At 71.7% G+C, this 24,625-nt stretch carries 21 protein-coding genes and 1 tRNA gene; 16 read left to right on the top strand and 6 right to left on the bottom strand.

Features of this window, described 5'->3' with window-relative positions; all coding sequences use genetic code 11:
- Positions 1 to 306 precede the first annotated feature (306 nt).
- The 7 genes from hisS (at position 307) to ACIPKM_RS05695 (ending at position 7,458) form a co-directional block, all read left to right on the top strand.
- The gene (gene hisS, locus ACIPKM_RS05665) at positions 307 to 1,551 is read left to right on the top strand and encodes a histidine--tRNA ligase (RefSeq protein WP_402736346.1); all 1,245 of its coding nucleotides are present in this window, start codon (positions 307 to 309) and stop codon (positions 1,549 to 1,551) included.
- A gap of 98 nt (positions 1,552 to 1,649) precedes the next feature.
- Complete coding sequence (eno, locus tag ACIPKM_RS05670) at positions 1,650 to 2,933, top strand: phosphopyruvate hydratase (RefSeq protein WP_071294716.1); 1,284 nt, start codon at positions 1,650 to 1,652, stop codon at positions 2,931 to 2,933.
- A gap of 299 nt (positions 2,934 to 3,232) precedes the next feature.
- Positions 3,233 to 3,766 (top strand): septum formation initiator family protein, encoded by a 534-nt coding sequence (locus tag ACIPKM_RS05675; RefSeq protein ID WP_070416773.1) that lies wholly within the window; start codon positions 3,233 to 3,235, stop codon positions 3,764 to 3,766.
- 35 nt (positions 3,767 to 3,801) lie between these two features.
- Positions 3,802 to 4,350 carry a DUF501 domain-containing protein gene (locus ACIPKM_RS05680; RefSeq protein WP_402736347.1) on the top strand — a complete coding sequence of 183 codons (549 nt, stop codon included), beginning with the start codon at positions 3,802 to 3,804 and terminating at the stop codon, positions 4,348 to 4,350.
- A 43-nt stretch (positions 4,351 to 4,393) separates the two neighbouring features.
- Positions 4,394 to 5,881 carry an NAD(P)/FAD-dependent oxidoreductase gene (locus ACIPKM_RS05685; protein WP_070416771.1) on the top strand — a complete coding sequence of 496 codons (1,488 nt, stop codon included), beginning with the start codon at positions 4,394 to 4,396 and terminating at the stop codon, positions 5,879 to 5,881.
- 72 nt (positions 5,882 to 5,953) lie between these two features.
- Positions 5,954 to 6,027: transfer RNA gene (locus tag ACIPKM_RS05690), tRNA-Leu, on the top strand.
- Between the two features lie 90 nt (positions 6,028 to 6,117).
- Complete coding sequence (locus ACIPKM_RS05695; RefSeq protein WP_402736348.1) at positions 6,118 to 7,458, top strand: threonine/serine exporter family protein; 1,341 nt, start codon at positions 6,118 to 6,120, stop codon at positions 7,456 to 7,458.
- A gap of 94 nt (positions 7,459 to 7,552) precedes the next feature.
- Here the strand turns inward: ACIPKM_RS05695 and ACIPKM_RS05700 are convergent, their stop codons facing one another.
- Both ACIPKM_RS05700 and ACIPKM_RS05705 read right to left on the bottom strand, forming a co-directional pair.
- The gene (locus ACIPKM_RS05700; RefSeq protein WP_336698965.1) at positions 7,553 to 9,226 is read right to left on the bottom strand and encodes a class I adenylate-forming enzyme family protein; all 1,674 of its coding nucleotides are present in this window, start codon (positions 9,224 to 9,226) and stop codon (positions 7,553 to 7,555) included.
- A 145-nt stretch (positions 9,227 to 9,371) separates the two neighbouring features.
- Entirely contained in the window at positions 9,372 to 11,756 is a 2,385-nt protein-coding gene (locus ACIPKM_RS05705; RefSeq protein WP_402736349.1) for a hypothetical protein, read from the bottom strand.
- A gap of 238 nt (positions 11,757 to 11,994) precedes the next feature.
- Here ACIPKM_RS05705 and ACIPKM_RS05710 point away from each other — a divergent pair, with 238 nt between their 5' ends.
- Both ACIPKM_RS05710 and ACIPKM_RS05715 read left to right on the top strand, forming a co-directional pair.
- Positions 11,995 to 12,576, top strand: a complete 582-nt coding sequence (locus ACIPKM_RS05710) for a LemA family protein (protein WP_402264661.1) — start codon at positions 11,995 to 11,997, stop codon at positions 12,574 to 12,576.
- A gap of 22 nt (positions 12,577 to 12,598) precedes the next feature.
- A complete protein-coding gene (locus ACIPKM_RS05715) occupies positions 12,599 to 13,498 on the top strand; it encodes a M48 family metalloprotease (protein ID WP_402717150.1) in 900 nt (299 codons plus the stop codon).
- 73 nt (positions 13,499 to 13,571) lie between these two features.
- Here the strand turns inward: ACIPKM_RS05715 and ACIPKM_RS05720 are convergent, their stop codons facing one another.
- Positions 13,572 to 14,831 (bottom strand): winged helix-turn-helix domain-containing protein, encoded by a 1,260-nt coding sequence (locus tag ACIPKM_RS05720; RefSeq protein ID WP_402736350.1) that lies wholly within the window; start codon positions 14,829 to 14,831, stop codon positions 13,572 to 13,574.
- A 95-nt stretch (positions 14,832 to 14,926) separates the two neighbouring features.
- Between ACIPKM_RS05720 and ACIPKM_RS05725 the strand changes: the two genes are divergently transcribed.
- Positions 14,927 to 16,192, top strand: a complete 1,266-nt coding sequence (locus tag ACIPKM_RS05725; RefSeq protein ID WP_254790711.1) for an AI-2E family transporter — start codon at positions 14,927 to 14,929, stop codon at positions 16,190 to 16,192.
- Positions 16,193 to 16,237: 45 nt separating this feature from the next.
- On the top strand, positions 16,238 to 17,482 hold the full coding sequence (ilvA, locus tag ACIPKM_RS05730; RefSeq protein WP_070416764.1) for a threonine ammonia-lyase: 1,245 nt from the start codon (positions 16,238 to 16,240) through the stop codon (positions 17,480 to 17,482).
- Positions 17,483 to 17,564: 82 nt separating this feature from the next.
- On the opposite strand, the gene greA is transcribed toward ilvA, so the two are convergent.
- Both greA and ACIPKM_RS05740 read right to left on the bottom strand, forming a co-directional pair.
- Complete coding sequence (greA, locus tag ACIPKM_RS05735) at positions 17,565 to 18,053, bottom strand: transcription elongation factor GreA (RefSeq protein WP_070416763.1); 489 nt, start codon at positions 18,051 to 18,053, stop codon at positions 17,565 to 17,567.
- 67 nt (positions 18,054 to 18,120) lie between these two features.
- Positions 18,121 to 18,678, bottom strand: coding sequence for a DUF4307 domain-containing protein (locus tag ACIPKM_RS05740; RefSeq protein ID WP_139199253.1), 558 nt, complete (start codon positions 18,676 to 18,678; stop codon positions 18,121 to 18,123).
- On the opposite strand from ACIPKM_RS05740, the gene mca reads away from it, so the two are divergent.
- Together mca and ACIPKM_RS05750 are read left to right on the top strand one after the other, a co-directional pair.
- The gene (gene mca / locus ACIPKM_RS05745) at positions 18,646 to 19,536 is read left to right on the top strand and encodes a mycothiol conjugate amidase Mca (RefSeq protein ID WP_139201848.1); all 891 of its coding nucleotides are present in this window, start codon (positions 18,646 to 18,648) and stop codon (positions 19,534 to 19,536) included. The two genes, ACIPKM_RS05740 and mca, sit on opposite strands and share 33 nt — an antisense overlap.
- Positions 19,533 to 19,880: a hypothetical protein gene (locus ACIPKM_RS05750; protein WP_070416761.1), complete on the top strand. Its 348-nt coding sequence runs from the start codon at positions 19,533 to 19,535 to the stop codon at positions 19,878 to 19,880. The genes mca and ACIPKM_RS05750 overlap by 4 nt, the downstream gene beginning before the upstream one ends.
- Positions 19,881 to 20,005: 125 nt before the next feature.
- Here ACIPKM_RS05750 and ACIPKM_RS05755 read toward each other — a convergent pair whose 3' ends face one another.
- Positions 20,006 to 20,740 (bottom strand): hemolysin III family protein, encoded by a 735-nt coding sequence (locus ACIPKM_RS05755; protein WP_070419188.1) that lies wholly within the window; start codon positions 20,738 to 20,740, stop codon positions 20,006 to 20,008.
- Between the two features lie 99 nt (positions 20,741 to 20,839).
- On the opposite strand from ACIPKM_RS05755, the gene ACIPKM_RS05760 reads away from it, so the two are divergent.
- From ACIPKM_RS05760 to ACIPKM_RS05770, 3 genes are all read left to right on the top strand, one after another.
- A complete protein-coding gene (locus ACIPKM_RS05760) occupies positions 20,840 to 21,625 on the top strand; it encodes an isoprenyl transferase (protein WP_402736351.1) in 786 nt (261 codons plus the stop codon).
- A 95-nt stretch (positions 21,626 to 21,720) separates the two neighbouring features.
- Complete coding sequence (locus ACIPKM_RS05765; RefSeq protein WP_402736352.1) at positions 21,721 to 22,830, top strand: aminotransferase class V-fold PLP-dependent enzyme; 1,110 nt, start codon at positions 21,721 to 21,723, stop codon at positions 22,828 to 22,830.
- Positions 22,831 to 23,018: 188 nt separating this feature from the next.
- Positions 23,019 to 24,380 carry a PhoH family protein gene (locus ACIPKM_RS05770; protein WP_175473660.1) on the top strand — a complete coding sequence of 454 codons (1,362 nt, stop codon included), beginning with the start codon at positions 23,019 to 23,021 and terminating at the stop codon, positions 24,378 to 24,380.
- Positions 24,381 to 24,625 lie beyond the last annotated feature (245 nt).

Below are 24,625 nucleotides of genomic sequence, written 5' to 3' on the forward strand. Positions count from 1 at the left end.
GCGGGTGCGGATGCTCGGTGCGGGTGCGGGTGCGGGGTGCGGGGTGCGGGGGGCGCGGGCGAGGGGAGTGCGGGCGTCCTCCCAACCCGAAAAAAGGAGGACGCCCGCGAGTGGGCCGACGGCACCACCAGGGATGCGGTGCCGATGGAGCAGCCCACTCGAACCGCGGGGCACACTGCAGCACGTTGCCCACGCGATCGGTTCGTCGGATGGATCAGGCACCCGTCGAACCGAGGTTCTGGATGAAGAATATCAGCCGGTTGGAACGTGTGCAAGCCGGGAAGGTCGATCTGCCAGAATCGATCCATGGCTCCGACCGTGACGGCTCCCCGTGGCATGCGTGACTTCCTCCCGGCAGACAAGGCCCGGCGCGAGCACGTCCTGGGCGTGATCCGCGACGTGTACGCGCGCCACGGGTTCGACGAGATCGAGACCCCGGTCGTCGAGGACGCCGCCCGCCTGCACTCGGGCCTCGGCGGCGACAACGAGAAGCTCGCGTTCGCGGTCATGAAGCGCGGGCTCTCCACCGAGGACCTGCAGCACGCCGGTGCGCCGCTCGACCTCGCCGACCTCGGGCTGCGGTTCGACCTCACCGTGCCCCTCGCGCGCTTCTACGCCACGCACCGGGCCGAGTTGCCGTCGGTGTTCCGGTCGGTGCAGATCGCCCCGGTCTGGCGTGCCGAGCGCCCGCAGAAGGGGCGCTACCGGCAGTTCGTGCAGTGCGACATCGACATCCTCGGTGAGCCCGGGCAGCTCGCCGAGATCGAACTCATCCGGGCGACGACCGCTGCCCTCGACGCGCTCGGGGTCCAGGGCACCACGATCCGGATCAACGACCGCCGGATCCTCCTGGCGCTCCTCGGGTCGTGGGGGATCACGGACCCGACCGCGGCCGACCGTGCGCTCATCACGATCGACAAGCTCGACAAGATCGGGCCGGACGGCGTGGCGGCTGAGCTCCGCGAGACCGTCGGCGTCGAGCTCCCCGGGCTCGAGGACACGATCCGCACGCTCGAGACCGCCGACTGGGACGCCGTCGAGGGAGCCACGTGGCTCGACGCCGACGCGTTCGAGGACCTGCAGCGGCTCCGTTCGGCGCTCCCGGGCGTCGACCTGCGCTTCGACCCGACACTCGTCCGCGGCATGGGCTACTACACGGGCACGATCTTCGAGGTCGCGCACCCCGACTTCGGCTACAGCCTCGGCGGTGGCGGGCGCTACGACGGCATGATCGGCCGGTTCCTCGGACAGGACGTGCCCGCGGTCGGGTTCTCCCTCGGGTTCGAGCGGCTCGTCGACCTCGTCACGCTCCCGGAGTCCGCCGAGTCCGACGCAGTCGTGCTCGTGTACGACAAGGACGTCGACCCGGTCCGGCTCGCGGCGCTCAAGGCCGAAGCGCTCGAGGGGCACCGTCGTGTCCGGCTCGAGCGACGCACGAAGAACATGAAGAACCTGCTCGCGGGACTCGTCGCGCAGGGCTTCGACGCGTTCGCCTCCGTGGGTGCCGACACGCAGTCGCTCGAGGGTGTGGAGTTCCGCCCGCTGGCGTGAGTTCTCCACAGTCGCCCGTCATGCACGCCTCGTGTTCACCCGCGCCTCGCTAGGATCGACTCCGCAATCACCACAACCGAACGTGTAGGGAGTACCCCGTGGCCCAGATCGACGCCGTAGGCGCACGCGAAGTCCTCGATTCCCGAGGCAACCCGACGGTCGAGGTCGAGGTCCTGCTCGACGACGGGGTCGTCTCGCGCGCACTCGTCCCGTCCGGCGCCTCCACCGGTGCGTTCGAGGCGTACGAGCTCCGTGACGGAGACGCTTCCCGCTACGGCGGCAAGGGCGTCCTCAAGGCCGTCGACGCGGTCCTCGACGAGATCGGTCCGGCGCTCGAGGGCTTCGACGCCACCGACCAGCGCCTCGTCGACGCCGCGCTCATCGAGCTCGACGGCACCGAGAACAAGTCGCGCCTCGGTGCGAACGCGATCCTCGGCGCCTCGCTCGCCGTCGCACGCGCGGCCGCCGACTCGGCCGACCTGCCGCTGTTCCGCTACCTCGGCGGCCCGAACGCGCACACGCTGCCCGTCCCGCTCATGAACGTCGTCAACGGTGGCGCGCACGCCGACACCAACGTCGACATCCAGGAGTTCTTCCTCGTGCCCTACGGCGCCGAGTCCTTCTCCGAGGCGCTCCGCTGGGGCGTCGAGACCTACCACGCGCTCAAGGGCGAGCTGAAGAAGCAGGGCCTCGCGACCGGCCTGGGCGACGAGGGCGGTTTCGCCCCGGAGCTCGCGTCCAACCGCGCCGCGCTGGACTTCCTGCTCGCCGCGATCGAGAAGGCCGGTTTCACGCCGGGCAAGGACATCGCGCTCGGCCTCGACGTCGCCTCCACCGAGTTCTTCCACGACGGCAAGTACGCGTTCGAGGGCAAGCAGCTCTCCGGCGAGGAGTTCACGGCCTACTTCGCCGAGCTCGTCCGCGACTACCCGCTCGCCACGATCGAGGACCCGCTGGCCGAGGACGACTGGGCCGGCTGGTCGCACCTGACCGCCGAGCTCGGCGACAAGGTGCAGATCGTCGGTGACGACCTGTTCGTCACGAACCCGACGCGCCTGCAGCGGGGCATCGACGAGAAGGCCGCGAACTCGATCCTCGTCAAGGTGAACCAGATCGGCACCCTGACCGAGACCCTCGACGCCGTCTCCCTCGCGCAGCGCCACGGCATGACGGCGATCCTGTCGCACCGCTCCGGCGAGACCGAGGACACCACGATCGCGGACATCGCGGTCGCGGTCGACGGTGGCCAGATCAAGACCGGCGCCCCGGCCCGCTCGGACCGTGTCGCGAAGTACAACCAGCTGCTCCGCATCGAGGAAGAGCTCGGCGACGCCGCGGTCTACGCGGGCCGCTCGGCCTTCCCGCGCTCGGCTTCCCTGTAACCAGCGCCTCCGCGAGACGCCGTCCTCCCGCGGGAGGGCGGCGTCTCGTCGTTCGGGCGCCGAGGTCGCACGGCATGCCGCGCGCCGACCGTCGAGGTCGCACGAACGGCCGCCTCAGCCGGACGCGGGCGACCGATCGTGCGACCTCAGCGGATCGCCCGCGGCGTGTTGCGCGACCGCGTGCCGGGCGCTGGCAGCGTTCCGGGGGTGCGCCGCGCCTCCTGGATCGCCCGCTGAGAGGGCGCCGAACGGCCGCGTGCCGACCCCCAGCAGGCCCGCCGGCGGGTTATCGTCGGACCGTGCCCAGCCAGAAGCCCCGTGTCCGCCGCGTCCCCGTGGCGCTGCCCGAGGGCGGCTCGTCCGAGCAGCCGTGGTACCGCTCGATCCGGTTCTCCGGGTTCAGCCTGCTCATGCTGGCCATCATCGTGCTGTTCGTCGTCGTGCTCGCACCGTCACTCCGGACCCTGATCCAGCAGCAGGAGCAGATCGCCCAGCAGCAGCGCGAGGTCGCGAGCCAGAAGGCCGACGTCGCCCAGAAGAAGAAGGACGTCGCGCGCTGGGACGACCCCGCGTACATCGAGGCGCAGGCCCGGGACCGACTGCTCTACGTGTACCCGGGCGAGGAGAGTTACCTCGTGATGGGCAGCGAGAACCGGAAGGCCGAGTCGACGCCGACGACCGATTCCGGCACGCCCGTGAGTTCGACCGTGCAGACGCCGAAGGTCGACTGGGTGCAGGCGATGCTGTCGTCCGTGCTGACCTCGGGGCTCACCGACGAGACCACGCAGCAGCTGGTCGCACCGGACGTCTCCGGCACCGGCGACACGAAGTAGGACGACGCGCGGGACTCCGGTAGGCTCACGTACCCGTGACGACCCCTCCCTTCGACCCGCCCTCCGAACGCGACATCCAGGTCGTCTCGGCGCAGCTCGGCCGACCGGCGCGTGACGTCATCGGGATCGCTGCTCGCTGCGTCTGTGGCAACCCCACCGTCGTGTCCACGAAGCCCCGGCTGTCGAACGGCACCCCGTTCCCGACGCTGTACTACCTGTGCCATCCCGCGGCCACCGCTGCGGTCAGCACCCTCGAGGCCAACCAGGTCATGCCCGAGCTGGCAGCCCTGCTCGAGGAACCGACCGTCGCCGAGCAGTACCGCGCGGCGCACGAGTCCTACCTCGCCGATCGCGAGTCGATCGAGCACGTCGACGAGATCGACGGCATCACCGCCGGTGGCATGCCCACCCGCGTGAAGTGCCTGCACGCCCTCGTCGGACACGCCCTCGCCGCCGGACCCGGCGTCAACCCCATCGGCGACCTCGCGCTCGAGCGCACGAGCTGGTCGCCTGCCCGGTGTGAGTGCCGGGCGTATGATGAGGGAGCAGACGCCGGAGTCGGGGCGGGTGGCGGCGAATTCTGACCAGCCTCCCGGCAACCACCCCACTCCAAGGAGATCATCCACCGTGCCCAAGATCCTCGTCGTCGGCGGCGGTTACGCCGGCTTCTACACCGCCTGGAAGCTCGAGAAGCACCTTCGTCAGGGCGAAGCCGAGGTCGTCATGGTCGACCCGCTGCCGTACATGACGTACCAGCCGTTCCTCCCCGAGGTCGCCGCCGGTTCCATCGAGCCGCGTCACGCCGTCGTCTCCCACCGCCGTCACCTCAAGAAGACGCGCGTCGTCACCGCCAAGGTCACGAAGGTCGACCACGCCAGCAAGACGGCGACCATCACCCCGGCCGAGGGCGAGGCGTGGGAGGAGTCCTACGACCAGATCGTCATGACCGCCGGTGCGGTCTCGCGTACCTTCCCGATCCCGGGCGTCGCCGACGAGGCGATCGGCCTGAAGACGATCGAAGAGGCCGCGGCGATCCGCGACAAGATCCTCACGAACTTCCACAAGGCAGCGACCCTGCCGGCCGGCCCGGAGCGTGATCGCCTGCTGACCGTGGTCGTCGTCGGTGGTGGCTTCGCCGGCATCGAGGTGTTCGCCGAGCTCCGCTCGTTCGTCTCCGACCTGCTCAAGAGCTACCCCGAGCTGTCGTTCGACGACACGCACTTCCACCTCGTCGAGGCGATGGGCCGCATCATGCCCGAGGTGTCGCTCGAGACGTCGCACTGGGTGCTCAAGAACCTCGCGCAGCGCGGCGCCACGGTGCACCTCGAGACGCAGCTGGCCTCGGCGGTCGGCGGCGTCTGCGAGCTCAAGACCAACGACGGCGCGATCGAGAAGATCGAGTCCGACCTCATCATCTGGACCGCCGGTGTCATGGCGAACCCGATGGTCAAGGGCACCGACCTCCCGCTCGAGCAGCGTGGCCGCATCCGCGTGCAGCCCGACCTGCGCGTGGTCGACGACAACGGCGTGATCGCCGACGCGTGGGCCTGTGGTGACGTCGCGGCCGTGCCGGACCTCACCGGTGGTGGCGTCGGCGGCTTCTGCGTGCCGAACGCCCAGCACGCCGTCCGCCAGGCGAAGCAGCTCGCGAAGAACCTCGTCGCGACGATCCGCGGCGAGGCGACGACCGACTACAAGCACGAGAACCTCGGTGCCGTCGCCGGCCTCGGTCTCGGCATCGGCGTCTTCCAGTCCGGCAAGTTCGCCATGAAGGGCTTCCTGGCCTGGGGCGCCCACCGTGGCTACCACGGCCTGGCGATGCCGTCGTGGGAGCGCAAGTGGCGCGTCATCGGCGACTGGGTCGGTGGCTTCTTCCTCGGCCGCGACATCGCGTCGCTCGACGACCGCGAGACCCCGCGCGCCGCGTTCGAGGCGTTCGCGTCCCGTCCGAAGCCCGCAGCCGAGGCCCCCGCGGCACCGGTCGAGGCGTCGAAGCCGACCACCGCTCCGGAAGAGGGCAAGCCCGCCGGTGCGGCCGGTCCCGCGTACGGCGAGCCCGCGAAGGACGTCTCGAACGACGCCGAGCCGGTGAAGGCCGAGGCGGACGCCAAGTAGCGACACGCTCCAGACGAGGCGGTCACCCCACGGGGTGGCCGCCTCGTCTTCGTCGGTAGGCTGTTGCGGCCCGCCCCCGTGGCCCAATCGGTAGAGGCATGCGACTTAAAATCGCCGAGTTGTGGGTTCGAGTCCCACCGGGGGTACCGACGTTTCGCGCTCGGCGACACTTCACGGCCTCGCCCGCGCGTGAACTGTCGCGCAGCGCGAAAGCCCGCCCCCGCTACCATTCTCGGGTGGTCGGATTCGGAAGCGCGCTCGCGAACCTGCGGAACGCCCTCGGCCGACCCGAGGCCCACGTCGAGGTGGTCGACGGCGAGACCGTCCCCACCGGCATGCTGCTCGGCACGCTGGGCGCCCTCCTCCTCGACGCCGGCAGCTCGGTCACGGACGTCCGATCGGCGCTCGAGAAGGCCCGCGATGCCGCCGGGGTCGGGCCGACGCTCGCCGTCGGGGTCCTCCCCGCCCTCGTCATGGTGAGCGAGGTCGCCACCGGTGCCGCCACCATCGTCAACGCCGAGGGCGTCGAGCTCTCGAGCCGCCAGGCCGCCCGGGCGAACCGGCTCGTCCTCGGCCTCGAGAGCGGTTCGATCGCTCTCGCCGAGATCCCCGCACGGGTCAGAGCGATCCGCGCCGGGACCGTCCCGCCGCCGGCACTGCCGTGGATCCTCGGCAACGCCCTGACCTCGGCCGGACTCGCGGTGGTGTTCCGCTGCCCGTGGTGGGCGATCCTCGTGGCGCTGGCCGTCGGAGCCCTCGTCGGCGTGATCGGCCTCGTGCTGCGCCGCTTCCGCGAGGCCGTGGCGATCATCCCGTTCCTCGCGGCCTTCGTGTCCACGACGATCGTCGGGCTCGTCGCCGCCGGCACCGGGTTCGACCACGTCCCGCTCTTCGCCGTGTGCGCCCCCGTGGCCGTGTTCGTGCCGGGAGCCCTCATCACCAACGCCCTGCTCGAGCTCACCGCGGCCGACATCGTGACCGGGTCCTCGCGGCTCGTGCAGGGGCTCATCATGCTCGGGTTCATGGCGGCGGGCATCGCGTCGGGGAGCGCGCTGACCGGGCTGCACGTCGACCCGTCCTCGGCGGCACTCGTCGGCGAGGTCGCCGGCGTCGGCACGGACCGCGGCGGGTGGGAGGCCGTGCCGTCCTACTGGGTGTCGTGGGTGGCGGTGGTCGGACTGGCCGTCGGCCTCGGCCTGGTCTTCCGGTCTGGGTGGCGGCTCACCCTCGTGTCCGTCGCGGTCATGGTCACCGCCTACGCACTGGTGAGCGGGACGACGCCGCTGTGGGGGAGCGTCGTCGCCACCGGTGCGACCGCCGCACTGCTGTTCGTCGCGACGCGGCTGCTGGAGCGGCTGGTGCCGGCGATCCCGGCGACGGTCTCGTTCTTCCCGGCGTTCCTGCTGCTCGTGCCGGGGACGGTCGGGCTCGTGGCGGTCGCCACGTTCGACCCGGAGGCGCTGGCGAACCCGCTCGCGACGTTCGTCAGTCTCTGCATCGGCACGAAGATCGGCGGCCTGCTGCCGGGGCTGTTCGCGCGGAACGCACCGCACCGCGGGGTCGACACGACCCAGTAGACGCGCGCAGCGCGGAGAGCGCGGCAGTCGCCGTGGACGCGACCCACTGCGGGACGGGAGGCGCGGTGCCGGCCCGCACCGCGCCTCCAGGCCGTCACGGCGCGAGCAGGCGCCCCGCAGCCTGGTCGTCCACAGCCGTCGCCTTCGCGAGGTAGTGCACCTTCTTGCCCGTGGCGTTGTACGGCAGCTCGGTGACGAACCGGTAGAGCCGCGGCCGCTTGTAGCGGGCGAGGCCGGGGTGCGACGCGGTCCACTCCTCGAGGGCGGCGGCGGCTTCGACGTCGTCCTCCGGCAGCCGCCCGGGCGCGCGGACGACGTACGCCGTCACGACCTCGCCCCAGCGCTCGTCGGGGACGCCGACCACGATCGCGTCGGCGACGCCCGGGTGCTCCTGCAGTGCGGCCTCGACCTGCACGGGGTGGACGTTCTCGCCACCGGAGATGATCATGTCGTCCTTGCGCCCGACGATCGTCACGCGCTCGTGCTCGTCCCACGTGGCGAGGTCGCCTGGGTAGAACCAGCCGTTCGCGAACTTCTCGGCCTCGAGCCCGGGGTTGCGGTACGAGTAGCCGGACTTCACGGTGCGGACCGCGAACTCGCCGATCTCCGAACCGTCCTTCGGCACGGTGTCGCTCGGGTCGGCGAGGCGGTCCTCGTAGACGCGGACCACGGCGACGTCGTCGTCGGTCGAGGCCCGGCCGGTCGAGCCGGCACCGTCGGGGAAGTCCTCGGGGCGGAGGAAGGTGTTCCAGAAGGTCTCGGTCGTGCCGTAGCCGTTGAAGATGCGGGGCGACAGGAGCTCCTGGTACCGGAGCGCCGCTGCCCGGTCCAGCGGTGCGCCCATCGTCACGATGCCGTTGAGGGAGGACAGGTCGCGGGGCCGTTGCTCCTGGGCGTTCGCGAGCTGCACGAGGTTCGGCGGGGCGCCGATGAGGAACGTCAGCTGCTCGGACTCGACCAGGTCGAGCACACGGTCGGCGTCGAAGTGCCGGAGCGTGGTGAGTTCGGCGCCGACGTAGAACACCGGGTTCGGGCCGCCGGAGTACAGACCGCCGCGGTGGAAGAGCGGCGACATGTTGAGGGTCTTGTCGAACGGGCTCAGCGGGAAGTGCATGATCACGTCGTGGGCGCTGAGGACCTCGACGAGGCTCGGCAGCGGCACGGGCTTCGGCCGTCCGGTCGTGCCGCTCGTGTACAGGCGCGTCGTCTCGTCGTAGGTGCTGCGGGGCTCGGACGCGGCGAGCTCGTCGGCGGTGACGGGGTCGCTGGTGAGGAGCGCGGCGAAGTCGACGTCGCCGGGTCGGGTTCCGTCGCCGACCACGACGACGTGCTCGGGCGTGTGGTCGGAGCTGGCGAGCGCGGCCGTGATGTCGGTCGAGCGGGCGGCGTCGTGGACGAGGACCACGGGGGCGGAGTCCTCGATGATGAACGCGACCTCGTCCGACGCGAGTCGGAAGTTGGTGGGGGAGAACACCGCGCCGATGCGGTGGGCCGCGAGGTACAGGATCGCGAACTCGGGGGAGTTGAACAGCTCGACCATGACCACGGAGCCGCGACCGACCCCGTGGCGCACGAGCCACCCGGCGACGCGGTCGACGTCGGCGCCGAGCTCGGCGTACGTCCACGAGCGGTCGGTGTCGGGATCGCGGAGCGCCGGGCGGCCGGCGAAGCGGTGGGTGTTCCGGGCGAAGCCGTTGGCGTACGTGTAGCTGTGCTCGAAGACGTCGCGGAAGCGGGTCGGGTCGTAGTCGGATCGGGTCTCGGTCATCGTCGCTCCCAGCAGCGGTCGTGGTGCTGCACGCACCGTCCGTGGTGCCGCGCGCTCCGTTCGTGGTGTCGCGCGCACCGCTCGTCAGCGTATCCGTGCAGCGAGCCTCGGCGGCAGCCCGATCCGAGCCCTGACGGTGCCACGTTCAGGCGCGCTGGTCGACCCGGGCCGCCCGCTGCCAGCACCAGACGGCGACGGCTCCGGCGGTGCAGACCGCGGCGACGACCACCAGTGCGACGGGGGAGACGTGCGTTCCGCCGGATCCGGAGTACACGGCGGCGGCCAACGCGACGGCGACCGCGGCGATGGCGGCGTACCGACCACGGGACCGCGCGAGCAGGGACTGCCCGGCGGACCCGGCCACCGGCAGCAGCGTCACGACGACGGCGCCGAGGCCGCCGACGCACAGGGTGATCGCGAACTCGGACACGAACGACACCCAGAAGCCGGACCCCGGCGTGACGGAGTGCAGGACCCAGCCGGCCGCCGCCACGACCAGCAGCGCGATCGACCGCCAGGTGGCGCTGCGGGCGCCGGCAGCGATCGAGGAGCCGAGCCGGAGCGACCGGGTGTCGAGGTCCGGTCGGCCGATCGGCACGAGGACGGCACCGACGATCACGGCGGGTGAGAGGTCGAAGGTCCGGGTGACGCCGCACGCCACGAGCGCGGCGAGCACCAGCCAGGGGGAGACCCGGAACCCGATGGTGCTGCGATCGGTGCCGGCTGCCCAGCGGGTGGGGAGGACGATCGTCGTCGTGAGGACGGCCGCGCCGAGCAGGACCGCGATCGCCAGGCGGACGTAGCGGGCCTCGAGGGAGATGCCGACGCCGAGGAGCGTGCACAGCCCGACGACCAGCACCGCGACGGTGATCGAGGCCCAGGTCGGGAGCACGTCCTCGCCGCGGCGTCGCTCGTCACGGGGACGGTTGCGACCGAGGAGCCCGGCGAACGGCGACCGGATCCGGCCCCGGGCGACGCCGGCGACGAGTGCGAGCGGACCCGCGATGAGCACGAGGAACCCGGCGGCGACGGCCGTGGCGACGAGGACGGTGCGCCACGAGAACGCCGCCTGGATGGTCGGCACGGTGGTGTCGTACGCGGTGGAGGCGGTCCAGTCGCCGGCGGGGCCGGACCAGTCGAGCCCGCGGCCGTGCCCGCCCGTGGTGGTGCCGGCGCCGCCGCCGCTGCCGCTGCCGGCGCCGGTGCTGCCGCCGGAGCCTCCATCGGAACCGGAACCGGAACCGGAACCGGAACCCGAACCCGGACCGGAGCCCGGACCGCTGCCGGGACCGGTGGATCCGCCGGTCGCGGTGCCGTGGCCGTTCGGGCCCGTCGTCGTGCCGGTGCTGCCGGTCCCGGTACCCGGGGTCCCGGACGGCGAGCCGCTGCCGGTCGACCCATCACCCGGCGTGCCCGGGGCCGCGGACGCACGGGAGACGACGACCCGGACGGCCGTCGAGGTCGGCGAGAAGTTGCCGGCGGCGTCGTGCTGCGTCGCCGTCACCGCCCGGGTGCCGGCGCCCAGCGTCGAGCCGGCCGTGGTGCAGGACCACCGGCCGGAGGCGGGCACCTCGGTCCGGCACACGGGCGCACGGTCCACGTACACGGTGAGCACGGCGCCCGCCTCGCCCGTTCCGCTGACGGTGAGGGGCTGGACGCGCACGCGGTCACCGGACCCGGGCGCGGTGATGCGCGGTGCCGTCGGCGCGGTCCGGTCGAGCGTCACGGTCACCGGGGTCGACGCGGCGCTCCGCAGGTCGGACCGGTACCCGTCGGCCGTGCTCGCGGTCTGCGTGGCGGTGACGGAGAGCCGTGCGTCGCCGCCCGGGGTGCCGCCGCGGAGGGACACCGTCCACCGGCCGTCGGCACCGACCGTGGCGGTCCGGTCCGTCGACGACCCGGACACCGAGAGCGTGACGCTCGACCCGGCGTGTCCGGTGCCGGTCACCGGACCGTTCGTGGGCCGTGCGGTGGTGACGACCGGCGGGACGATGACGTCGGACGCCGGGGTGCGCGCCGAGCCGAGCCCGGGGAAGCTCTGGTCCGCCACGGTGAAGACCTGCTGCGGTCCGCTCCGGACGGTCGCGAGGCAGGCCCAGGCACCGTCGTCGTGGACGGTCGCGGTGCACCCGGTCGACCCGGTCGACGCCGGACCGGTGACCCGCAGGGCGTGCCCGGGGGTGCCCCGGCCGCTGAAGCGCACGGTCCCGCTGGTGATGTCGCCGGGGTCGTCGATCGACGGGCGCACCGGGGGCCGGCTCGGCGACGTGGTCGGGGGTGCCGGGGTCAGGTGGTCCTGGGGCGCTGGCGTGGGGGTGGGTGTCGTGCCCGGATCGGGGTCCGCCCCAGCGGCTGCAGCGGAGGACGTCCCGGCTGCGGACGTGACGGCGGTGGCCGGGGCCACGGCGAGGGCGAGCAGGCCCACGACGAGGGCGGCCCCCGCGGCGACGGCCAGCGTGATCCGGGTTCGGCGAACGGGGCCGTCGCCCCCGACAGCCCGGTCGTCCACGTTCTCCCCGCGCGCGTTCATCCGAGTCCATCCCACGTGATCGAGCCGCTCGGGTCAATACGTCGATCGGATGATGTCCGTGGACCGGGCGACACGCCGAGCAGCCCGAGCGCGCGGTGTGTGCGACTCGGGAATCGCCCGTGAACCGGGGCCGTGGACGAGAGGGCACCCCGCTGGTCGATACAATCGTCCTCGGCCGTGACGCCGGCCCGACGGCCCCGTCACACCGCGATCCCGACGCGCAAAGGAGTACGCCCTCATGGACACCGGACTCATCACGACGCTGATCGTCGTCGGAGTGGTGGTGGTCCTCCTCGTCGTCGTGGGGATCTACCTGTGGGTCACGTACAACTCGCTCGTCACGCTGAAGGTCCGCGTCGACGAGGCGTGGAGTGACATCTCCGTGCAGCTCAAGCGCCGCGCCGACCTCATCCCGACGATCGTCGAGACGGTGAAGGGCTACGCCACGCACGAGAAGTCCGTGTTCGAGGCCGTGACGAAAGCCCGCGCCGAGACGCTCAGCGCCGGGGACGCCTCGAGCGCCTCCACGGCAGAGGGGCACATGCAGAAGGCGCTGAAGAGCGTGTTCGCGGTGGCCGAGGGGTACCCGCAGCTGCAGTCCAGCCAGAACTTCCTGCAGCTGCAGTCCGAACTCGTCGACACCGAGGACAAGATCCAGTCGGCCCGTCGCTTCTACAACGGCGGCGTCCGCGAGCTGAACACCAAGATCCGGGTCTTCCCGAACTCGTCGTTCGCGAAGAGCCGTGGCTTCTCCGAGGCGTCGTTCTTCGAGACCGCCGAGCCCGCGGCGATCGCCGAACCGCCGCGCGTCCAGTTCTGACCCGCCCGACGACGGCTGCGACGTGTACAGCGCGATCGCGCGCAACAAGCGCAACACGGTCCTCATCGTCCTGGTCTTCCTGCTGATCATCGGGGCGCTCGGGTTCCTCGGCGGCTACCTCGCCGGCAATGTGTCGATCGGCGTGATCGTCCTCGTGGTCGCCCTCGGGTACGCGCTGGTGCAGTACTTCGCCGCGGGTCGCCAGGCCACGGCGATCGCGGGCGGCATCGAGATCGACCGGAACACCGAGCCACGACTCTGGCGCACGGTCGAGAACCTCGCGATCGCCACCGGGATGCCGATGCCGCGCGTCTTCGTGATCGAGGACCCGTCGCCGAACGCCTTCGCCACCGGCCGTGACCCCGACCACGCGATCGTCGCCGCGACGACCGGGCTGCTGGCGATCATGGACGACCAGGAGCTCCAGGGCGTCATGGCCCACGAGCTCGGGCACGTCCGGAACTACGACATCCGCGTCTCCACGATGGTGTTCGGGCTCGTGGTCGCGGTCGGTCTCATCGCCGACGTGCTCCTCCGCATCTCGATCTTCAGCGGGCTCGCCGGCGGTCGGAACCGGAACAACGACAACGGCGGCACCAACCCGATCCTGCTCATCGCCGGCCTCGTGGCGGTCATCGTGGCACCGATCGCCGCAGCGGGCGTGCAGGCCGCGGTGTCCCGGCAGCGGGAGTACCTGGCGGACGCGACCGGCGCGATGACCACCCGCCACCCCGAGGGGCTCGCCCGTGCGCTCGAGAAGCTCGGCGCGTACGGCCGGCCGATGCAGACGCAGAACTCGTCGATGGCGCACCTCTGGATCGCCGACCCGATGCGGCCCGGCCTGATGGACCGGCTGTTCTCCACGCACCCGCCGCTGCCGGACCGGATCGCGCGGCTGCGCGGGAGTCTCGACCGGTTCTGACCCGACGGCGGGCGCCGGCGACCGGGTGGGGCCCAGGAGGCGCGGGTCGGCCCCGCCCCGCACCACCGGCCCGTCAGACGGCCGGTTCCAGCGCCACGCTCGCGTCCGCGTCGTCGGCCGCGACGTGCCGCACCAGCCGGACGCCGAGCGCCCCCGCGACCGCAGTCGCGGCGGTTCCGCGGTCGGTGACCTCGACCCCGTCGAGCCCCTGCCACGCGGCCGTCCGTCGGAGGGTCTCGGCGAGCCGCCCGGCGTCGAGCCGCTCGCCCGGCTCTTCCCACGCCGTCCGCACGCGCAGGACCCCGCGTTGCCGGTCGCTCTTCAGGTCGACCCGCCCGACGAGCCGGTCGTCCTGCAGGACGGGCAGGACGTAGTAGCCGAAGACCCGCTTCGGGGCCGGCGTGTAGATCTCGATCCGGTAGTGGAAGCCGTACATCCGCTCGGCCCGCCGCCGGAACCACACGACCGGGTCGAAGGGACTGAGCACGGCGTCGGCCGTCACGTGCCGCGGGACCCGGGCATCGGCGTGCATCCAGGCGCGCTCGCCCCAGGACTCGACCCGCACCGGCACGAGCTCCCCGGCGGCGACGAGTTCGGCGATCGCCGCGGCGGTGTCGTCGGAACGGAGCCGGTAGTAGTCGGCGATGTCCGCGCGGGTGCCGACGCCGAGCGCCCGGGTGGCCCGGCGGACGAGTTCGAGGACGGCTGCCGGGCGCGCCGGTGCGTCCTCGAGCGTGCCGGCAGGCAGGACCTGCTCGGGGAGCGCGTAGACCCGCTCGAAGCCGGACCGTCCGGCGCTCACGACGTCGCCCCAGCGGAACATCTGCTCGAGTCCGAGCTTCACGTCGCTCCAGCCCCACCACGGCCCGCGGCGGACGTTCGACTCGTGCTCGACCGCGCTCGCCGGCATCGGTCCCTCGGCCGTGAGCAGTGCCCGGAGCTCGCGCCGGACCCCCTCGGTCCGCCGGACCCCGTCGATCCGGTTCGGCCACGAGTCGCGCTCGCGCAGCGCGTCCATCCGCCACCGGAAGAGGGGGAGGTCGGTGCGGTCGACGAAGGCGGCCTCGTGCGCCCAGTACTCGGCGTAGGGACCGCGCTTCGACATCGTCAGACGGTCGAGGGTGGACCGGTCGTAGGCGCCGAGCCGGGCGAAGAGCGGCAGGTAGTGGCTGCGCTCGAAGACGTTCACGGAGTCGATCTGCAGCAGGCCGAGGCGCGCGAACCCCGCGTTCAGCGCCCGGGTCGACACGGCGTCGGCAGGTGGCTGGCCGAAGCCCTGGGCAGCCAGTGCGACGCGGCGGGCCTCGGCAGCGGAGAGCGTGGTCCTGACCATGTCCCGAAGGCTACCGATCGCCGCCGACACCCTGCGATCGGTGACGTATGCCGTATCTGGTACCTGTCGGGCCGCACATCGGTACACTCGCGATCATGGCATGGGGCAGAAAGCAGCAACCGACGCATCCGGACCCCGTGGTCGAGGAGTCCGTCCCGACCGGCATGCGGATCGCCGGCGCGTGGTCGTGGCGGATCCTGGTCGTCATCGGGGTGATCGCGGTCTTCATCTGGCTGATGACGATCTTCAGCCAGATCCTCATCCCGTTCCTCGTCGGCATCGTCGTCTCGGCGCTGCTCGTGCCGATCTCGAACTGGATGCAGCGCCACCACGTGCCGAAGTGGCTCGCGGTCGTCATCAGCCTGCTCGGCGGACTCGCGGCGATCGGCGCGCTGGTGTGGCTCGTCGTCGACCAGATCATCGCGTCCTACCCGTCGCTCCGCGACCGCACGGTCGACCAGTACGCGAACATCAAGGACCTCGTCCTGAACTCCGGTTTGGGCATCACGCAGGGCGACGTCAACGGCTGGCTCGACGACGGCACGAAGTGGCTGCAGGACAACAGCGCGTCGATCCTCTCCGGGGTCGCGAGCGCGGGGTCCGGTGCCACGCACGTGTTCGAGGCGCTCTTCATCATCCTGTTCACCACGATCTTCCTGCTCATCGACGGCAAGAACGTGTGGCGGTGGGCCGTGCGGCTCTTCCCGAAGAAGGCCCGTGCGACCGTCGACGGCGCCGGTGTCGCGGGGTGGATCACCCTGACGAGCTTCATCCGCGTGCAGATCTTCGTCGCGTTCGTGGACGCCGTCGGCATCGGGCTCGGCGCCTTCATCGTCGGGCTGTTCTTCGGCGGCATGCCGCTGGTGATCCCGATCGCGGCGTTCGTCTTCCTCGGTGCCTTCATCCCCGTCGTCGGTGCGATCGTGACCGGGTTCCTGGCCGTCTTCGTCGCGCTCATCTTCAACGGCCCGCTCGCGGCCGTCCTCGTCCTCGCGGTCGTGCTGCTCGTGCAGCAGATCGAGGGACACATCCTCCAGCCGCTCGTCATGGGCAACGCGGTCAAGGTCCACCCGCTCGCGGTGGTCCTCGGCGTCACGGCGGCCTCCGGGCTCGCGGGCATCGCCGGTGCCTTCTTCGCCGTGCCGCTCATCGCCACCGTGAACACGATGGTCATGACGATCGCGAGCGGCCGCTGGCGTGGACTCGACTCCGAGCACGTGCTCGAGGCCACCCCGAAGCGCGGCCAGCACGGGCAGCTCCAGCTCCGGCGGGGCCGCCGGCACAAGGTCGGCGACGCGGTCCCCGCACCGGGCAGCAAGCCGGAGCCGACGGCGGCTGAGGGCACTGCCAGCACCAACTGACGTCACGGGTTCGTCAGGAGTGCCGCGAGCGACGATGATGGACCCGTGACCGACACCACCACGCCGCTGATCCCCACGCTCGACGACATCGAGAAGGCACGTGTGACGATCGCCGGGGTCGCCCGTGTCACCCCGATGGAGACCTCGCAGTTCCTCGCCGAGGTCCTCGGGTCGCCGGTGCACCTCAAGTGCGAGAACCTGCAGCGCACCGGTGCGTACAAGGTGCGCGGTGCGTACAACCGCCTGTCGACCCTCACCCCGGAGCAGCGGGCCGCGGGGGTCGTCGCCGCCAGCGCCGGCAACCACGCGCAGGGGGTCGCCCTCGCCGCGCGCGAGCTCGGCATCCCCGCGACGATCTTCACGCCGGTCGGCGTCGCCCTGCCGAAGCTCCAGGCCACGCGGCACTACGGCGCCGAGGTCGTCCTGCGCGGGCACTCGGTGGAAGAGGCGCTGAGCGCGGCCAAGGACTTCGCGACACGGACCGGAGCGGTCTTCATCCCGCCGTTCGACCACCCCGCTGTCATCGCCGGCCAGGGCACGCTCGGGCTCGAGATCCTCGACCAGGTGCCCGACGCCGACACGGTCATCGTGCCGATCGGTGGCGGCGGCGTCATCGCCGGCATCGCCCTCGCCGTCAAGGGCGTCGCCGAGCGCCTCGGACGCACCATCCGGGTCATCGGGGTGCAGGCCGAGAACGCCGCCGCCTACCCGAGCTCGCTCGAGGCCGGCGAACCCGTCACCGTCAGCACGAAGCCGACGATCGCGGACGGCATCGCCGTGGCGCGACCCGGTGACCTGAACTTCCCGATCATCCGCGACCTCGTCGACGACATCGTGACCGTGTCCGACGACGACGTCGCCCGGTCGCTCCTGGTGCTGCTCGAACGCGCCAAGCTCGTCGTCGAGCCCGCCGGAGCCGTCGGCGTCGCGGCGATCATGTCCGGTGCCGTCCGCGACACCGGTCGCACCGTCGTCCTGCTCAGCGGCGGCAACATCGACCCGCTCATGATGGAACGCGTGATCACCCGCGGCCTGGTCGCGGCGTCGCGCTACATCGGCATCCGCATCATGCTGCCGGACCGCCCCGGTCAGCTCGCTCGCGTCTCGCAGGTCATCTCGGACGCCGGCGCGAACGTCGTCGAGGTGCTCCACACCCGGCACGGCCAGGGGCTCGTCATCAACGAGGTCGCGCTCGACCTGTCGATCGAGGCACGTGGTCCCGAGCACGCGCAGGAGGTCATCCACCGCCTGCACGAGGTGGGCTTCCAGCCGGAGCTGCTCGAGCACTGAGACGGGCACTGAGCCGAGCCGGAGACGGACAGGAGGCGCGGTGCCAGCTGGCACCGCGCCTCCTGTCCGTCAAGGGTGGCGTCTACGGCTCGTAGCGCTCGACCTTCGTCACCTCGACGGCGATCTCCTTGCCGTTGGGTGCGGTGTACGTGGCCTTCTCGCCGGCGCGCAGGCCGACGATGGCCGCGCCCACCGGGCTGACCGGGCTGTAGACGGTGAGGTCCGAGCCCTCGCCGACGATCTCGCGGTTGCCGACCAGGAACGTCGACTCGTCACCGGCGATGACGGCGGTCACCACGGTGCCGGGCTCGACGGTGCCGTCGAAGTCCGCTTCGCCGACGGTGGCGTGCTTGAGGAGCTCGGTGAGCTGACGGATGCGGGCCTCGATCTTGCCCTGCTCGTCCTTGGCGGCGTGGTAGCCGCCGTTCTCCTTGAGGTCGCCCTCTTCGCGAGCGGCTTCGATGCGGTTCGCGATCTCCTGGCGACCTTCACCGGACAGCGTCTCGAGCTCGGCCGTGAGGCGGTCGTGCGCCTCTTGCGTCAGCCACGTGACCTGGGTGTCGTTGCTCATGGTGATTCCCTTCAGCAAAGAACAAGACCGGCCGGTGTGGCCGGTCTTGTCCGCGAATCACAGCAGTCTAGGGAACCCAGCAGTCGTGGATCAAGCCGGTCACACCGCGTGACACGGTGTTCACGGGCGTGCTGATGCTCCGGACGCGCTGATCGGATGCCGGCACCCGGATCTCGCGCCAGCCGACGATCGTGTACGACTTGTCGAGGACCTGGACGGCGCACTTCGCGACCGTGCCGGGGTCGACGGAGATCTGCGTGTGCACGACCACCTGGTGGTCGGAGACGACCTGGTACCCGACGTCGTCGGTGTCGAGGCCGTGGCTGGTCTGCCCGGGACCGGCCCAGACCACCCAGACGATGAACACCAGGGCGACGGCGGCAGCGGCGACGATCCCGATCAGCCGCGTGCGACGAGCGCGTCCGGGGGTGCGGCCGTAGCGGTCGTCCAGCGTCGCGGTGGTGCTGGCGGACGGCTGAGGTGCCGGTTGGTGCTGCGGTTCGGACAGTTCGGGGCTCCCGGGGTGATTATCCTGATCCCAGGGTAGTTCACGTGACACTGTGTGCTGCCACGCGATCAGTGAGGAAGACCAGTGCCGTACCGCTTGATGGCCGTCCACGCCCATCCCGACGACGAGTCGAGCAAGGGAGCGGCGACCGCGGCGAAGTACGCGGCCGAGGGCAACGAGGTCCTCGTGGTCTCCTGCACGGGCGGCGAGGCGGGGGACATCCTCAACGACCAGCTCGGCGAGCCCGCCACGAGCCGGGCGCACCGCGACATGGCCGGGTACCGCCGCACCGAGATGGCCGGGGCCCAGGCGGCGCTCGGCATCGACCACCTGTGGCTCGGGTACCACGACTCCGGCCTTCCCGACGCCGACAAGGGGGAGACGGTCCGCCCCGGCACCTTCTCGACGGTGCCGCTCGAGTACTCGACCGAGGCCCTGGTGCGGGTCATCCGACGCTTCCGCCCGCACGTGCTCGTCACCTACGACGAGAACGGCGGCTACCCGCACCCGGACCACATCCGGACGCACGAGGTCTCGGTGGCCGCCTGGCGCGACGCCGCGGACCCCGAGAAGTACCCCGACGCCGGGCCCGCGTGGTCCGTCGCGAAGCTCTACTACGAGCGCACCATGAACCCCCGGCGCTTCCGGACGGTCTTCGAGGCCCTGCAGGAACGCGACCCGGACAGCCCGGCGGTCGAGCAGCTGCGCGAGTGGGTCGAACGGTTCGCCGACCGGCCCGACCTCGCCACGACCCACGTCGACGTGCACGAGTACTTCGACGCGCGTGACGCGGCGCTCCGGGCCCACGCGAGCCAGGTGCCGCCGGACAGCGCCTTCTTCTACTGGCCGAACGACCTCCTCGCGACGGTGTGGCCGACCGAGGACTACCAGCTCGTCGAGGCCCGCGTGCCGACCGAGCTCCCCGAGTCCGACCTGTTCGCGGGGATCCCTGCCGACAAGGACACCACTGCGTGAGCACCCTCCACGCGGCACTCGCCGCGACCCCCAGCCCGAGCCCGACCTCGAGCGTCCCGGACGTCGACGTGACGCCCGGCGTCGCGGGCTTCATCGCGATCGCGGTCGTGGCCATCGTGACGATCCTGCTCGTGATCGACATGACCCGGCGCATCCGGCGGACCCGCTACCGGGCGGAGATCCGGGAGCGGCTCGAGGCCGAGGCGAACGGCACCGCGGGTGGCGAGCGTGACGGCGTCGACCGTGACGGCATCGATCGCGACGGCGTCGCGACGGACGAGCCGGAGCGGCGTGCGGCCGAGGACGGCCGGGCCGACGTCGGGGACGACACCGAGCGCGGCTGACGCGACCGGCGCGGCTGACGCGACCGGCGCGGCTGACGCGATCTGTGCGGTGGACCCGCGTGTGTGCGGGACGGGAGGCACGGTGCGGGCCCGACCCGCGCCTCCCGTCCGACGGACCGTCGCGGTCAGCGCACCGGGTCCAGCGCCACGATGAGGACACCCGCCCACTGGGCGGCGAACGCGACGACCGTGAGTGCGTGGAAGACCTCGTGGAAGCCGAACACCGTCGGCGACGGGTTCGGCCGCTTGAAGCCGTACACGAGCGCACCGAGGATGTAGGCCACGCCGCCGGAGAGCACGAGGACCGTCATCGGGACGCTCGCGGCGAAGAACTGCGGCAGCAACCCGAGCGCCGCGCAGCCGAGCACGAGGTAGATCGGCACGTAGAGCCACCGGGGCGCCCCGATCCAGAGGACCCGGAAGGCGATGCCGAGCGCCGCGCCGGACCACATCACCCAGAGCACCACGACCATCAGGGTGTGCGGCAGGGCGCAGATCGCCACGGGAGTGTACGTGCCGGCGATGAGCAGCAGGATGTTCGTGTGGTCGATGCGCTTGAGCACCGCCTTGACCGTCGGGCCCCAGGGGAACCGGTGGTAGGTCGCCGAGACGCCGAACATCGCGAGCGACGTCGCCATGAACACGGCGCTGCCGACCTTCGCCGCGGGTGAGCCCGCGAGGACGATGAGCACGATGCCCATCGCGATGGCGAACGGGAACGCCCCGAGGTGGATCCAACCGCGCCACGCGGGCCGGGGTTCGGACGCGCTGGCGGTCGTCCGTCCGGCGGTCGCGGTGCTCGCGGCCTCGTCGGTGAAGGGGACGTGGGGGAGGGTCCCGGTGTCGTGCTCGGCCTGCATGGTCCGACCGTAGGGGCCGATGCCGAACGAACGCCGAACACGGGCGGACGGCCCGGGGAACGCGGCTCGCTCCGAGGCACCGTGCACTATGTTCGTTCCGTGACCGGCAGGGTGGGATGGGCAGGACGAGGGATCCTCTACCGCGCCTACCAGAACCGGATCCGCCGGCAGATCGACGGCTCGGCGATGCCGAAGCACGTCGCCATGATCGTGGACGGCAACCGTCGCTGGGCGAAGCAGCTCGGCCTCGAGTCCGCCGCGCACGGGCACCGCGCGGGCGCCGCGAAGATCCCGGAGTTCCTGACGTGGTGCGACGACCTCGGCATCGAGGTCGTGACGCTCTACCTGCTGTCGTCCGACAACCTCACGGGTCGTGGCGGCGACGAGCTCGAGCAGCTCGTCGGCATCATCGCCGACCTCGCGGGCACCCTGGCCGACCACCGGGACTGGCGGGTCCAGCACGTCGGCTCGAACGAGGGCCTGCCCGAGCCCCTCGTCGCCGCGCTCTCCGCCGCCGAGCAGCGCACGGCGGAGCACACCGGGCTGCACGTGAACCTCGCGGTCGGCTACGGCGGCCGTCGGGAGATCGCGGACGCCATGCGCAGCATCGTGCAGGCGCACGACGAGGGCGGCGGCACGCTCGACACCCTGGCCGAGGTCCTCACACCCGAGCTCATCGGCGACCACCTCTACACCCAGGGGCAGCCGGACCCCGACCTGGTCATCCGGACGTCGGGCGAGCAGCGGTTGTCGGACTTCATGCTGTGGCAGAGCGCGCACAGCGAGTTCTACTTCGTCGAGGCGCTCTACCCGGACCTGCGCGAGGTCGACTTCCTGCGCGCCGTCCGCGACTTCGGGTTGCGGTCCCGCCGGTACGGCGGCTGAGCGGTCGGGGTCGCGCCGTTCCCCGCACTGCGGCGGCTGTCGGCCGTTCATCCCAGTAGACTCACAGGGTTTTCGTCCCACGGAAGGTTGCCCCTGTGAACATCGCCGAGTACGCCTCAGGCTTCGCCGAGGAGCCCGGCTACCTCGACCACGCCGCGTTCGGTCCCGTCCAGACCGCGGTCCTCGAGGAGCAGCGCGTGCTCGGGACGATCCAGGAGCACATGCGCTTCGGCGCCATGGAGACGCTCGACGAGCAGGACGCCCGGGTCCGCACCGTCGTCGCACGGCTCGTCGGCCGGCGCGAGGACCAGGTCGTCTCGCAGACCGCCACGACGCCAGGGCTCCTGCACACCGCGTTCGGGCTCACCGGCGGCGTGCTCGTCTCCGCCGACGAGTACCCCTCGCTGCCGCTGGCCCTCGCGAGTGCTGCCTCGGCCACGGGCGGTCGCGTCCAGCCCGTCGTGGTCGAGTCCGGCGCCGGGTGGATGACGCCGTCGCTCATCGAGTCGCGCCTGTCCGACGACGTCACCGCGGTCGCCGTCTCGCTCGTCGACTGGCAGACCGGCTACCTCGCCGACCTCGCCGCCATCCGCGAGGTCATCGGCGACCGCCTCCTCATCGTCGACGCCATCCAGGGCTTCGGCGTGGTCGACGCCCCGTACGAGCTCGCCGACGTCATCGCGACCGGCGGCCAGAAGTGGCTGCACGCCGGGTGGGGCACCGGGTTCACCGCGTTCAGCGACCGTGCGCTGAACCGCCTCCGGCCCGCCCTGTCCGGCCCGCACGGCACGACCGGGTGGCCGACCGAGGTCCCGTCGGTCCGTCCGGGTGCCGCCGGCTTCCAGATGACCCGCACCGACCCGGTGTCGCAGGCACGCCTGGCGGTGTCGCTCGACCGGCTCACGGCCGTCGGTGTCGCCGTCGTGCAGGAGCGGGTCACCGACCGGGTCGAGCGGGTGTTCGACATCGCCGACGAGTTCGGCCTCTCCGTCGAGTCCAGCCGCGACCCCCGGGAGCGCGCCGGGATCGTGGTGCTCCGACCGCCGCAGGGACGGCTCACCGCGCTGTCCGCGGCGTTCCACAACCACGGCGTGACGGTCACGACGCGGCTCGGGGTCGCGCGGGTGTCGGTGTTCGCGTCCACCACGGACGAGACGCTCGACATGTTCCGCGACGCCTGCCTGTCGTACGCCACGATGCAGTAGCGGCCGCGTTGTTCACGTGACCGTAACTCGGGGAACCGCGTGTCGCTGGTGCCGTGTCGGGGGTCGGACGTAGCTTGTCCCCATCGGGCACCGCGCCCGATCGAAGCGGCCACAGTCGGTGCTTCGCAGACCCGCTCCACGGCCGCGTTCGAGGACATGGACCGGGCCGAGCGCGGCCCGGGGATGGAGTGGTCGTGACCTCTCAGAACGTCTCTCGCGGAACACAGCAGCAGCACACCGCGGACTCGTCCACATCGGTCGCCCAGCGCACGTACGTGCTCGACACCTCGGTGCTCCTCAGCGATCCGCGGGCACTGTTCCGCTTCGCGGAGCACGCGGTGGTCCTGCCCGTCGTGGTCGTCAGCGAACTGGAGTCCAAGCGCAACGACCCGGAGATCGGGTACTTCGCCCGGCAGGCACTCCGGCTCCTCGACGAGCTCCGGATCGAGCACGAGCGGCTCGACTTCCCGATCGCGATCGGCGACGGCGGCTCGTTCCGAGTCGAGCTCAACCACTCGAACCAATCCGTCCTCCCGTCCGGGCTGCAGCTCGGCGACAACGACTCGCGGATCCTTGCGGTCGCCTCGAACCTCAAGAACGACGGACTCGACGTGGTCGTCGTGTCGAAGGACCTGCCGCTGCGCGTCAAGGCGTCCTCGATCGGCATGGCGGCGGAGGAGTACCGCGCAGAGCTCGCGGTCGACTCCGGGTACACGGGCATCGCCGACCTGCAGGTGTCCGGCGAGCAGATGTCCGACCTCTACGAGAAGGAGGAGATCCGCTCGTCGCAGCTCGACGGCGTCCCGGTCAACACCGGCGTCGTCATCCACTCCGAGCGTGGCTCGGCCCTCGGCCGGGTGCACACCGCCGGCGCGGTGGCGCTGGTGCGTGGCGACCGCGAGGTCTTCGGCCTCCGCGGGCGCTCCGCCGAACAGCGGCTCGCGATCGACGCGCTGCTCGACCCGGAGATCGGCATCGTCTCCCTCGGCGGCAGCGCCGGCACGGGCAAGTCGGCGCTCGCGCTCTGCGCCGGTCTCGAGGCCGTCCTCGAACGCCAGCAGCACAAGAAGATCATGGTGTTCCGGCCGCTCTACGCGGTGGGCGGCCAGGAGCTCGGGTACCTGCCGGGCGACGCGTCCGAGAAGATGAACCCGTGGGCACAGGCGGTGTACGACACGCTCGGCGCCCTGGTCTCCGACAACGTCCTCGACGAGGTCGTCGAGCGGGGCATGCTCGAGGTGCTCCCGCTGACGCACATCCGCGGGCGCTCGCTGCACGACGCGTTCGTGATCGTGGACGAGGCGCAGTCGCTCGAGCGGAACGTGCTGCTCACGATGCTGTCCCGGATCGGGCAGAACTCGCGGGTGGTCCTCACGCACGACGTGGCGCAGCGCGACAACCTGCGGGTCGGTCGGCACGACGGGGTCGCCTCGGTGATCGAGCGGCTCAAGGGGCACCCGCTGTTCGCGCACGTGACGCTGACGCGCTCGGAGCGGTCCGCGATCGCGGCGCTGGTGACGGAGATGCTCGACTCGCCCGACCTGGTCTAGCGGGTCCGCGCGGCACGCTGCGCGTCGAACCACGAAACCGACGTCGAACCGGCCCTGGATGCTGGTTCGATGTCGGTTTCGTGGTTCCGAACAACCCGACGGACAGGAGGCGGGGGGGCCGCGGGGCCCCCGCCGCCGGCCGGGGGGGGGGGGGGGGGGCGCGGGGCGGGGGGGGGCCCGGGCCCCCCCCGGGGCCGGGCCGGGGACGCTGGTGGCGGTGGAGGCGGGGCTGGCCGGGCGCGCGG

The sequence above is a fragment of the Curtobacterium sp. NPDC086286 genome, assembly GCF_044746255.1.
GTDB lineage: Bacteria > Actinomycetota > Actinomycetes > Actinomycetales > Microbacteriaceae > Curtobacterium.